This is a genomic window from Alteromonas sp. KUL106, assembly GCF_009811415.1.
GTDB lineage: Bacteria > Pseudomonadota > Gammaproteobacteria > Enterobacterales > Alteromonadaceae > Alteromonas.
Genome location: NZ_BLIG01000001.1, coordinates 133,072 through 145,810, shown reverse-complemented (window position 1 = coordinate 145,810; position 12,739 = coordinate 133,072). Strand labels below are relative to the sequence as shown.

Below are 12,739 nucleotides of genomic sequence, written 5' to 3'. Positions count from 1 at the left end.
AAATGGACGCAATTCATACAAGTTCACAATTTACACTGCGAAAGACGTTATGCAGGTGCCTCAGAACAAGACTTTAGACTAAAGCATTTATTAACGCTGTCTAGCTTTCCTACGATGTTTTGTCCTAGGGAGCCCGCATATTTTCACGACTAATCGCTTTAACAAAAATACACATGGGGTAAAATGTAGCTAAATCGATTACAAGGAGTCTTACATGGCCGTTCACGAAATTACCCATCCGCTTATTGCACATAAAATTGGGCTTATGCGATACGCTAAAATTAGTAGCAAAGATTTTCGCGAATTAGCGTCAGAAGTAGGAAACCTTCTGACTTATGAGGCAACGAGAACGTTACCCACGGAAAAGGCGACAATTAAGAGTTGGTCTGGTGACAATGTTGAAGTAAGACAAATCAAAGGCAAAAAAATAACGGTTGTGCCTATCCTTCGCGCCGGTCTGGGAATGCTTGAAGGGGTACTTAAGCTTATACCTAACGCTAAGATTAGTGTGGTAGGCCTTTATCGTGACGAAGAAACACTTCAGCCAGTTGCCTACTTTGACAAGGTAGTAAAAAATATTGATGAGCGCACCGCCCTTATCGTTGACCCTATGCTTGCGACGGGCGGCACCCTTATTGCAACCATAGACCTACTAAAGGAAAAGGGGTGTACAAAAATTATGGGGCTATTCCTTGTTGCAGCGCCTGAAGGGATCAAGGCTGTAGTAGATGCTCATCCTGATGTGGATATTTTCACTGCCGCTATCGATCAACGATTAAACGATAAGGGCTATATTTTGCCTGGACTAGGCGATGCAGGGGATAAGATCTTCGGTACAAGATAAAAGCAGTAAAAACTTAACATTAAGTTGTTCACTAATTTTGTTAAAAGGATACCTTATAAAACGTTAAATTTATTGAGTTAAACGTTTAAGAAGGTGTTACAATCGACGGGTAGTCACAGCGCATGCTTACTGCCCTTCATCATTTTAGCGATGGGAAGCAAGCTTCGTTAAATGAGTTAATAATTAATGAACAAAACAAAACTAACCCTTAAAGACGTTGCTGAGCAGTTAGGTGTCTCGACAGCGACAATTTCAAACGCCTTCAATCGTCCCGATCAATTATCCAAATCAAAGCGCGAAGAGATACTGGCTCAGTGCAAAAAGATTGGATACAGCGGACCGAACAAAGCCGCACAAATTCTCAGGAAAGGTACATCAAACATCGTCGCATTAGTGCTGGCAGACAGTATTTCCTACATGGTGAGCGACCCGGTTGCGAGTACATTCATCAAGGGCGCTTCTTCGGCGTTGCAAGAAAATGGTAAACACTTACTTTTATACGCTGGTGACTCAGACAGTATTACGGACGTTTTAGATTTCGTAGACGGTTTCATATGCTACGGACAACCTCGCAATGTTAACCTCATCAAGGAACTCGCTGCCTCGCCTAAACCTGTTGTTACCGTCGATTTTGATATTGATAACAAACCATCAATTAATATCGATAACGAGGACGCGGCATATCGTGTTGCTAGCCATGCCCTGAACGAGGGAGATTCGGTCGCAATTTTAGGGCTTCGACTTATTGACTCACCGGCAACGTGTCGCATCTATGACAGCCCTCTTATTGATGTTGAAACTTCTATTGCGCACCGTCGCTTAGATGGTTACATAAGAGCGGCCGAAGATAAGGGGATTACGGTGAGTAATGAAGCCATTTGGCACCTTCCCGAAAGTGATCGACACTTCGCTCGCCAAGCTGCGAAGGAAGTGCTCACTAGTTCTCCAAGACCCAATGTTGTGCTGTGCATGAGTGATATTATTGCGTTAGAGCTTTTGCATATGGCACTAGAAATGGGCATACAGGTTCCAGATGAACTGAGAATTACAGGTTTTGACGGTATTGAAGAGGCTGAGCGGGCGCGTCCCCGCCTTACAACAGTATGTCAATCAAGTTCTCAAAAAGGCGTAGAAGCGGCAAAATCTCTTCTCGAGCACGTTACATCGAAAAGCACGCTGCCCTTTGAAGTACGTTTGGGCGAAACGGTATAGAGGGTTATTTTCCCACTGAAGTTATACAGGGTTACACCTAAGTTATTAAATGGCCAAGCGTAGTGAGCAATAGTGGGTGCAGATTAATGTGCACCCACTTCATTTCCAGCTTAAGTTCGGCCAGTACGGAACTTTCACTTGAACAAGTTTCGTTTACAAATGTGCAGCAAAAGTGATGGGAATCTAACCACAAAAAAATCTTAATCCATTAAGTTTTTTTATTATCTTTTACACCAGGGCGTGTTGAACTTCGCTGTACGAATTTTAGCCTGTATGAAAGCATTTTAATCGCGAAACAGCCCTGCAGGCATAGTCGTTCTACGTCAAACTGCTGCAAAAGAGCACAGCAGTTAAGCTGCTATATTCAAGAGGGCAAGAGGGGAGAGAAGAGAGAAGGTAGGCTAGTGATAATCGTTTAGCCTACGCTTGAGATAGGATGTGTGTTTACTTTAAAGGGATGTATCCAACACTAGAACTGCGCATCCCAAACGAGCGCTTTAAAATGTTTTCGACACATAGACTCGTATCGGTCGTTGCCACCAATTTGAACCTGATCTCCGTTTTTAACAGCATTGCCATTTTCATCAAGCCTCACGACAAAGTTAGCTTTCCTGCCGCAGTGACACACCGTTTTTAATTCAAAAAGTTTGTCGGCCCACGCTAGTAGGTAGTGGCTGCCTTCAAAAGTTTCTCCTAAAAAGTCAGTCCGTAAGCCGTACGCAAGAACAGGAACATCTAATTCATCAACCACTTCAACAAGCTGTCGAGCCTGCTTTTTGGTGAGAAATTGCGCTTCATCAATAAATACGCAATCAGGCTTTCGCGCTTCGCAGTCCTTTTGAATGGATAGAAATAAGTCGTCTTCTTTACTGTAAAGTTTGGCGTCTGCCTGAAGGCCAATTCTGGAAGTGACTTTACCTACGCCATAGCGGTCATCGAGTGCTGCGGTGTAAATGATAGAGTGCATACCTCGTTCGCGATAATTATATGCTGATTGAAGAAGAGACGTTGATTTTCCTGCGTTCATCGCAGAGTAATAAAAATAAAGTTGGGCCATGGTTGTTAGTAATTTTCGTTGTACCAAGAAATAAAGTGATTAGCATTCATAGGCTTTGCAAAATAAAAACCTTGCAGGTAGTCGGCTCCAAGCATTGCCAAGTGTGCTTCATGCTCAGCGGTTTCAATGCCTTCTGCAATGGTTTTGCAGCCAAACTCCTTTGCCATTAAGATTGTCGCTCTCACTATGGTATCACTCTCCTCAGTCGTATTCTGTATAAAAGAGCGGTCGATCTTTATAAAGTCGAAGGGTATCGACTGAAGTCTGCTCAACGAAGAGTATCCAGTACCAAAGTCATCGATGGATATTTTTACTTTCCGTTCAACAAGTTCGCTGACTCTCTTACCGACCAACTTTTTGTCTATTGCAAATACGCTTTCAGTAATTTCCAGATGCAATTGCTCGGGCGCTATTTGGGTTGATTTGAGTGCATGGTCTAACACTTTGGAGAAGTTATCGTCTAACAGCTGCGCAACAGATACGTTAACAGAAATGGATATTTCGTTGCTAAAGCGCCAGTGAGAAAGATCAATAAGCGCTCGATTTAATACCCATGCTCCAATCTCAGGCATCAAACCGCTTTTCTCTGCAAGCGGGATGAAAACAGTAGGAGAGATATAGTCATCGTCACACTTCCATCTTAGCAGCGCTTCAACAGTAGACACAGACTTAGTACTAGCATTGATAATAGGTTGATAGAAAACAGTCAGTTCTCCATTTTCTATAGCAGTGCGAAGCCGTTCGCAAAGTTTTTGCTCCTGCTTGATTTCAGACAGCAAGGCTTCATTAAACACGCTGACCGAACCACGCTGTTTGCGCTTTTGGTCATACATGGTTAAATCAGCATGCTGAATTAAGTCAAGAGCGGTTTCGCCATGCGCAGGAAACATTGCGATACCTATGGTGGCATCAAGAGTAATCTGATTGTCATCGGCAATGATAGGGACGGTGACACCGCTTCGCATCGCAAGTGCAACAGCTTTGGCTGTATCGATATTCGCATAAGGAATAACAGCAACAAACTCATCGCCTCCCCATCGCCCCAAATGGTTATCTTCTGTGTAATTACGAAGTCTCTTTGCGATTTCGACTAATACGATATCACCTATCTTATGGCCAAGGCTGTCGTTGACTTGCTTGAACCCGTCTAAATCGATAAAGAGTACCGCAAGGGAATTTTCAAGTGCGCGCGACGTATCGAGTAGATTGTTTAGATGTTTTAAGAACCCATTTCTGTTAGGTAGATCGGTAAGAGGGTCTTTATTTGATAGCCGATATAATGCCGCCGTTCTGCGCTCGACCTCTGCCTCCAGATTTAAATTCGAGGCGTCGAGCTTTTTATTTGAGGCAATAAGCAATTGATTAACTTTTTCAGTTTCATTTCGCTCAATTTTCATCTGCTCCATTAATTTATTATTTTTAGCTTTTAAGTGTACCGTGCTGATAAAAAACTTATGGTAGCGAAACGCGCTGGTGAAAATGCCAAACCAAAATATAAGTCCGAGTATACCCAAAACAAAAAAACTGCCGTTTTCATCGAATATCGCGCATAAAGACATAGGAACCAGAAGCGCAGTGGAGTAAAAGCCAACAAGGTTTTTATTTGGAGCTAAAACGGTCCCAGCACCTCCAGACATCGCAGAAAGCACCACCATAGTAGCAGCAAGTTCAATCGTTCCCATGGTTGGATAAAAGAGAACAGAGTAGAGTGCCCAAATGCTCGCGGTGAGGTACAAACCGATTGAAAACCTGATGAGCGCAGGTCGTGGATAATATGCCGTGCCCGCAAGGTTAACACGCCAGTATATTGCATCGATAAGACGCGTAATAGACACGGCCATCATTAACATCCAGACCTGAAATTTCTGTGCGAATGTGGAGGGAGAATCGCTTTCAAAAAAAAACAAGAGACCGGAAAAGGCGAATATCGTCATCAAGAACCCGATGAAACTGTTGCCAATCAGCATATCAGTTGTATCTCGATCTATCTCTAATTGTGATATTGACTCTTGTTCTACTTTCAACGAATAAACCTTTTGATGACCGAACGCTGCGCAGTTCATTTAACGCAACTTATAGTTTTTATGCCACTTTAGGCATTTTTCAAATATCTGCGCTATATATAAAGTTAGCACAGAGTGAATATCATACTATTGGTATGATATTTTTGGAATGAGACCATCGACCGATTTGCTATCTTCTGCTGTTCAAATTGCCTGTCCTTTCTTAATCGATGTTTAGGCGTTTAACGTCTTTTTAATTCTCTGTGTTTATCGATGAGTAACCTAAGTATTAACACTTTAGTGAGAACTTGTAATACTTTCGAACTAAATTTTTTCACAGGTTGTTTACAATGTTGATTTTATGTTATACATTCTTAATCGATTAAGTATGTTTGTGTTGCCACCAGCCCTAGTAGTTAGGGTAGCGGCTACTTAGGATTTAACAACTCCAACACATTACCGGAGAAAAACATGAAGAAACATCACACACTCAACACACTGACACTTGCTATTTGTACTGCGCTTTCTGGAACGGTTATCGCTCAAGAATCTGCGACACCAGAGACTGAAGCGAAATCTAAAGAGAAATTCGAGCAGATCGTTGTAACTGCAGCGCCGGGTGGCGCAACAATGCAGGAAGCGAGTGTTTCGGTTAGCGCTTTTGATGAAGCAGATATTTTGAAGCTTGCGCCTCGTTCTACGGCGGAAGTTTTCCGTGCATTACCGGGTATTCGTGCAGAATCTTCTGGTGGTGGCGGTAACGCGAACATCACTATTCGTGGTATTCCACTTGCTACTGGTGGTTCTAAGTTCCTACAGCTACATGAAGACGGTCTTCCAGTATTAGAATACGGAGATATCAACTTCGGTAATGCAGACAACTTCCTACGCTATGACTGGTCAGTAGCGAACGTTGAAGCAGTACGTGGTGGTTCAGCATCAACATTTGCAAGTAACTCGCCAGGTGGTGTAATCAACATGATCAGCAACACCGGTGAAGTAGGTGGCGGCGCCATCGGAACGTCTTTTGGTGTTGACTATGAAGAATTTCGTTTAGATTTCCGCTACGGTGGCGAAATCACTGATGACCTTTTCTACCATATCGCAGGTTTCGCTCGCGGCGGAGAAGGCCCGCGTGAAACAGGTTACAACGGTGACCAAGGCGGTCAGGTTAAATTTAACATTACTAAAATGCTAGATAACGGCCATATCCGTTTCCACTACAAAAACCTAGACGATAAAGTTTCAACCTATCTTCCTTCACCTGTACTTGTAAAAGGTGATGGAGAGTACGGTCCAGTACCAGGTTATGACGCAAGTTCACAAGCGTTAAACTCGGCATACAATACAAACATCTCTACATTTGATAGCTTTGGAAATCCTGAAAATCGCGATGTGCGTGACGGTATCGAATCTAAAGTTAGCTCTTTCGGTGTTGAAGTTGACTTAGAAGTTGCAGAAAACCTGTTTTTACTTAACAAATTCCGTATTTCTGACATCTCTGGTGGCTTCATTGCCCCGTTTACTGATGGCTTCCCAGCAGGCCCAGGTGATGTATCAAATTTCGCATCGGCACTTTGTGCAGGCGCACTTGACGGTGATGGTAACCCTCTAAACTGCGACAGTACGACAGTGACATTGGCCAACGGCCCTGGTGCAGGTGACGTTTACACAGGCCAAGCATTTACTAACCTTCAGTTCGACACGCGTATCAATGATCTTGGCAACATGATCAACGACTTCAGCTTGCGTAAAGAGTTTGACAACGGTATTGACCTAACAGTGGGTTACTACTACTCAAACCAAGATATCGCGACGAGCTGGTCAAGCTGGCAGACCTTTATTCAAACGCTAGACGGTGATAATTCTCAGTTGTTGAATATTACTAATGGCGATGGCGTTGCTCTTGTGTCTGACGGTTTATTGTCAGCAAGTTTCCTTTCTTGGGAATGGGACCTGAACTACGTTACTAAAGCTCCGTACATGAACATTGGTTTCGAATTGTCTGACAACATCCTTATCGATGCGTCAGTACGTCACGATACCACGGAAGCGTCTGGTGAACTTATCAGTACATGCTGTGGTGGTAACGCTGATTTTGACTTAAACGGTAACGGTGTTATTGAGCAAATCGAAGATGCGTCTGCAACTAACAGTGGCTTCATCCGTGGTGGTGTAATCAATCTGAATCGCGCGGGTGCTGCTTCTCAAATCGTAGACTACAGCGCAAATAATACGTCTTACTCTATCGGTGGTTCATACTTATTGAGCGACAGCCAAACATTCTTTGCTCGTTACTCAAAAGGTGGCCGTGCTATTGCTGACCGTCTACTTCAAATTGGCGGAACGCTAAACGCAGACGGCAGCCTAACAAGCACGACGTCTGGCTACGACACGACGAAGCAGTTTGAAATTGGTTACAAATACGGTACGAAAGACCTAATGGTTAACGCTACCTTGTTCGACACAGTTACTGAAGATACACAAGCAGAAGTAACAAGCGGTCTTACATTCATGCGTGAATACGAAGCGTTAGGTCTTGAGCTTGAAGGTCGTTGGAATGCAACGGATAACTTTGTAATGTCTGGTAACTTAACATGGACTGACGCAGAGATTAGCGACGACGTAAACAATGCTGCTTTAGTTGGCAACACGCCTCGCCGTCAAGCAGATTGGATCTGGACTATTACTCCAGAGTATGTGACTGACACATGGTCTGTTGGTGCTTCACTACAAGGCTCGACTGAGTACTTCGTACAAGACAATAACGATCTGAAGCAAGACGGTTACACGCTTGTTAACCTGTTTGCGACATATTGGGTGAATGACCAGTTCTCAGTGTCACTTAACATGAATAATGCGACAGATGAGTTCATCATTACTGAGTCAGAAGAAGGTTCAGCGGCAGTAGGTAGTTACGTTCGTGCACGTCCTCTAAATGGCCGTACCACAGTACTTTCTCTAAAGTATATGTTTGACTAAAAGTGAGTTTTCAAGCTCTCAACATGCATAGATAGGTTCTTTGCATAGCGAGCTAGAAATTAAAGCGATAAAAACGCCCACATCACAGTGGGCGTTTTTTTTAATTCGCGTCGTCGCGTTTCTCTTTTTCAAGTTGTCTTTCTATGGCCGCAGAAAGACGGTCTATCAAATGAGTATGTTTTTTATGGATAACGTGAACCAGTTTATGCTCTACAAGCGGTATGTACTCAATCTTAGTCTGCTCAAATATAGCTTTTTCTGAATAGTCACTAGGTAATATCGCGTAATCAAATCGACCATTCAACAATAAACTGATCACATGATTAAAGTCATCAAATTCAAATATATTGGCATTTAGTTCGGTGGTGTTTACATGCATATTGAAGAAGAAGCGTGTGGTAACGGCTATTACCTTATCTGGGTTTTGAAGAACGCTTTTGTCGCACTGAGCACCTCTAATACACAGTAAAAATGATGCGCCATTGGAAAGGGCTGGAGGAACAACGACAATATTGTTATCAGGTTGTGCGACCACTTCATAGCGAATTACATCTGCATCTGTCATTCCTTCGTTTAAAAGCCGCAGTCCTCGTTCACCACCCACTTTTTCAAATGTTACGTCTAAACCAATATCGCGGTAGGCTTGTGCTATTAATGGTTTATAAAAGCTAATTATACGAGGGTGGTTAAGTTCACCAATAATGAAATTTGAATCATTATTTTGTGCCTTAACATTTGTTGTCAGTATGAACATTGAAGTTAAAAGGCAAAAGAGAGGTGAAACGCTTTTTGTTATAATAACTCGCGCTTTTTTCACGGCTTAAATCCTTGCTTATAAAAATTAGCTTATCTAAAGCATAGAGCACGAATTGAGCAATGAAAAGTTAGGGACGCTTTGTGACAAAGGGTGGCAAAAATAAAAAGCCCTGTCACTGCGATAGTGACAGGGCTTAATAACAATTTAGGATTGTCGCTTGTTATGCTGCGTTTTGACCGCCATCAATTGCTTTAAGCGTTTGTGACGCTGGAACAAGTTCCATATCAAACGTGTACTCGTCCACACGAACAGCTAGCTTACGCTTCTCGTTGTAGTCGTGAAGCTTCGCCGCTTCGTCAGCTGTTACCACACCTTTTTCTTGCAGCTTGTTAAGTGCGTGCTCGAAAGAAATGAACGGCACAACAGGCTCTTTACGAAGTGCTTTTTGCACTTTACCTAGTAGGTGTGCGACAGCGTGCTTAGCTTTGAATGCTTGCTCATTGATGTCGTTGCCATCTCCAGGGATAACGCGTACCAAGTGCGTAAGCTGCGCTTTAACACTGTTATCTTGCATAGCCGCGATAGAAAGCTCACGTACCAAGTCGTCACTAATACCTGCAACACTGTTAGTGTAAGTATTCGTTAGTAGACGCATTAGGCCACGTGTCGCTGTATTCGGGAAATTGTTGATGAAGTTAACAATTGCCTGATCAGCTTGCTGTAAAGACCATTGCATTGCATATTCGAAGTACGGTAGCGCAAGCTTTCTGTCTTCAATGCGCTGCTCGTAGAAACGAATCGCCGCCATCGCACCATATAGATAGCTCATTACGTCACCTAGACGTGCTGATAGAAGCTCTGCTTTCTTAAGGTCACCGCCAAGTACCGCTAGTGACAAGTCAGCAAGGGGCGCTAGCTTTGCAGAGATGCTGTTTACTCGCTTCTCATACTTGCGAACCTCTGGTAATGCAGACTCACTTTCGCGTAGGAAAGGAAGGTAGCCTTTGCCCAAGCTGCGGAATGCATTTTTAACACTGAAGCCAACGGTCTTACGAAGCACCTTGTTGAACTCCGCATCTGCTGAACTTTCGTTGCTGTGGATCAGGTCAACCATATCTTTAAGGTAAGGGTGACAACGCATTGCACCTTGGCCGAAAATCATTAGATTTCGGGTAAGAATGTTTGCACCTTCCACCGTAATCGCAATAGGAAGCGCAGCGTAACCACCCGCTAATGTGTTCTGAGGGCCGCGTTGAATCGCTTTACCTGCTTGGATGTCCATCGCAGAGTTCATTACGTCACGACCAAGTTCAGTCATGTGGTACTTAGCAATCGCTGTCACTACTGATGGCTTCACGCCTAAGCCTAAACCTTCAGTGGTTAAAACGCGCATCGCTTCTAGTAAGAACGTCTTACCAGCGATGTCTGCCATTTTCTCTTGAATACCTTCGAAGCGACCGATTGGAAGACCGAATTGCTCACGTACGAATGAATACTCAACCGTGCCTTTAAACGCAGATTGTGCCGTCGCTACGCCCATTGCTGGAAGTGAGATACCACGACCTGCACCTAGACAGCTAACTAGCATCTGCCAGCCACGACCAATGTTCTTTTGACCGCCAATAATGAAGTCCATAGGAATGAACACATCTTGACCACGAGTAGTACCGTTGTAGAAACGCACACCCATTGGGTCGTGACGGTTACCCAGTTCCACACCAGGGTGAGACTTAGGTAGAAGGGCACAGGTAATACCAAGCTCTAATTTGTCGCCGAGTAGTTGGTCTGGATCGAATACTTTAAACGCAAGACCAAGTACTGTCGCGATTGGTGCAAGCGTGATGTAACGCTTGTCCCAGCTTATACGTAGACCAAGTACTTCTTCACCGTTAAATTCGCCTTTCGTTACGATAGCTGCATCTGGAATAGCACCTGCGTCAGAGCCTGCTTCAGGGCTAGTAAGCGCGAAGCAAGGAATGTCGCGACCGTCTGCCAGGCGCGGTAACCAATAATCTTGCTGCTCGGTTGTACCGTAATGCATGAGAAGCTCGCCTGGGCCTAACGAGTTAGGCACCATTACGGTTACCGCAATTGCACCGCTTTTCGCTGCGATAGTAGCAACGATAGTTGAGTTTGCGTACGGACTAAATTCTAAACCACCAAATTTCTTTGGAATGATCATAGAGAAGAAACGGTTCTTACCTAGGAAGTCTAAAATCTCCTGAGGAATATGCTTGCCATTACCTAACTCAAAATCATCGACCATGGCCAATAGCTCTGCTACAGGACCATCCAAGAACGCTTGTTCTTCGGCGCTCAGCTTTGCCTGAGGAATGTCGCGTAATGCCTGCATGTCAGGCTTACCTTGATAAATAGAAGATTCAATCCAGACATCACCCGCGTCTAGGGCTTCTTGTTCTGTAACTGAAATTGGGGGTAATACTTTTTTTAAGCTAGTTCTGATACTCATTGTAACTCATCCGCTCATCTGACCAGTTGTATAACTTAATACTACACCTTATTTTAAAAAGATCAAATTTTGTAAAAATAAAATAACTATCAACGTGTTATGTAACGATTTATACACTTATTGGTACGAGTGTGAGGTTAAATCGTTTAACATTGCGCACTTTTAATGTTTAAAAATTGAGCGATTAGTGGTTTTTTTACCTTTCTCTGGAATCTATCGAGAGTGTTTGTGGTCAGTTTTTGTTGATGTTGCACGTTTTATTTCCATTCATTGTCTTTTATAGTTAGCGCTCTTAAACAAGGAGATGTCATAAAAATGCGCAAACTTTCACGACCATTCGCTCAATTTTTTATTGGAAGCGCTGCAATTGCCGGCTTGGTTCATTCCAGTTTAGCGAGTGCCGATGTTACTGGTTATGCTGTTGCGAACATAGGTTATGGATATGTCGATACGGAAATAGACAATGAGGCTGATGTTAGCTACTCAGCGGCGCTTGGTTACCAGTTTCATCGCCAGTGGTACATCGAGGGAGGATATATCTCTTTAATTGATGCTGACACTGACGAACAATCAATATCGAGCAAAGGGCCTTACGTTGCACTGCTAGGCAGAGCGAGCAGCCAAAAAGGGGAGCTGTATTACAAATTAGGTATCGCAGATATTGATATTGAGCATGTATCAATAAATAGTTCAGTCTGTGTTTCAGACGCCATCTGTGGTTACGACGACAATATTATAGCTGGTCTGGCAGGATTGGGGTTTGATTATTATGTAGGCCTTCAATCGATGGTGCGTGTCGAATATACGTACTTCGGCGGAAAAGACGATTTCTCAGCTCATATCGTAAATCTAGGTTTTAGATATAATTTTTAAGCATTGTCACATTTAAGCTCTCGATAGAAATAGCGAAAACTTGTCTCCTGCCAATTTTTTCCAACAATTTTGATATTACGTTGGGGGGACTTGAAGACGCAGAAATCGGTGTTAAGGGTTCTGCAAAGGACCCCTTATTTTAGTGAGTAAAAATCTTCAGATAAATCCAAAACCCGTTTGTTCATGTAAAAACAAGTAAATTCACAACCATGGATTTACAATGAAAAACGAATTAGACAGCAAGTTCTTACTTCAAGTTTTCGATAAAATTCGCCAGCACGGTGCCAAAGAAAATGAGCAGTATAAGCTAAACGGAATTACTGCGTTTACTGATCATGACGGGTACACTCTCTTTATTGAGGACGTGCATGTGAAATTGCAGTTTGGTTTTCATAACCAATATCACTTCGACTACGACTCAAAAGATCACTATGAATCGTTTGAGAAAAAGTTGAAGGAAATCGACAAAGAGTATTAAGCGGCAGAACTGCCAACGTCTGAAAAGTGCGGTGATAACCCATCACCGCCCATCTGTTTTATT

9 protein-coding genes are annotated in these 12,739 nt (G+C 43.2%); 5 read left to right on the top strand and 4 right to left on the bottom strand.

Annotated elements, in window-relative coordinates; all coding sequences use genetic code 11:
- Positions 1 to 214: 214 nt before the first annotated feature.
- Positions 215 to 844 (top strand): uracil phosphoribosyltransferase, encoded by a 630-nt coding sequence (gene upp, locus GVO63_RS00600; protein ID WP_159493793.1) that lies wholly within the window; start codon positions 215 to 217, stop codon positions 842 to 844.
- Positions 845 to 1,030: 186 nt separating this feature from the next.
- Positions 1,031 to 2,056 (top strand): LacI family DNA-binding transcriptional regulator, encoded by a 1,026-nt coding sequence (locus GVO63_RS00595; RefSeq protein ID WP_159577716.1) that lies wholly within the window; start codon positions 1,031 to 1,033, stop codon positions 2,054 to 2,056.
- Positions 2,057 to 2,525: 469 nt separating this feature from the next.
- On the opposite strand, the gene GVO63_RS00590 is transcribed toward GVO63_RS00595, so the two are convergent.
- Complete coding sequence (locus GVO63_RS00590) at positions 2,526 to 3,113, bottom strand: thymidine kinase (RefSeq protein WP_159493791.1); 588 nt, start codon at positions 3,111 to 3,113, stop codon at positions 2,526 to 2,528.
- Positions 3,114 to 3,118: 5 nt separating this feature from the next.
- The gene (locus GVO63_RS00585; RefSeq protein ID WP_159577715.1) at positions 3,119 to 5,137 is read right to left on the bottom strand and encodes a bifunctional diguanylate cyclase/phosphodiesterase; all 2,019 of its coding nucleotides are present in this window, start codon (positions 5,135 to 5,137) and stop codon (positions 3,119 to 3,121) included.
- 450 nt (positions 5,138 to 5,587) lie between these two features.
- Between GVO63_RS00585 and GVO63_RS00580 the strand changes: the two genes are divergently transcribed.
- On the top strand, positions 5,588 to 8,098 hold the full coding sequence (locus GVO63_RS00580; protein ID WP_159577714.1) for a TonB-dependent receptor: 2,511 nt from the start codon (positions 5,588 to 5,590) through the stop codon (positions 8,096 to 8,098).
- Between the two features lie 100 nt (positions 8,099 to 8,198).
- Here the strand turns inward: GVO63_RS00580 and GVO63_RS00575 are convergent, their stop codons facing one another.
- Positions 8,199 to 8,915, bottom strand: coding sequence for a hypothetical protein (locus tag GVO63_RS00575; RefSeq protein ID WP_159493789.1), 717 nt, complete (start codon positions 8,913 to 8,915; stop codon positions 8,199 to 8,201).
- Between the two features lie 160 nt (positions 8,916 to 9,075).
- Positions 9,076 to 11,325: an acyl-CoA dehydrogenase gene (locus GVO63_RS00570; protein ID WP_159577713.1), complete on the bottom strand. Its 2,250-nt coding sequence runs from the start codon at positions 11,323 to 11,325 to the stop codon at positions 9,076 to 9,078.
- A gap of 315 nt (positions 11,326 to 11,640) precedes the next feature.
- Between GVO63_RS00570 and GVO63_RS00565 the strand changes: the two genes are divergently transcribed.
- On the top strand, positions 11,641 to 12,198 hold the full coding sequence (locus GVO63_RS00565; protein ID WP_159577712.1) for an outer membrane beta-barrel protein: 558 nt from the start codon (positions 11,641 to 11,643) through the stop codon (positions 12,196 to 12,198).
- A 220-nt stretch (positions 12,199 to 12,418) separates the two neighbouring features.
- The gene (locus GVO63_RS00560; RefSeq protein ID WP_159493786.1) at positions 12,419 to 12,676 is read left to right on the top strand and encodes a DUF3081 family protein; all 258 of its coding nucleotides are present in this window, start codon (positions 12,419 to 12,421) and stop codon (positions 12,674 to 12,676) included.
- Positions 12,677 to 12,739 lie beyond the last annotated feature (63 nt).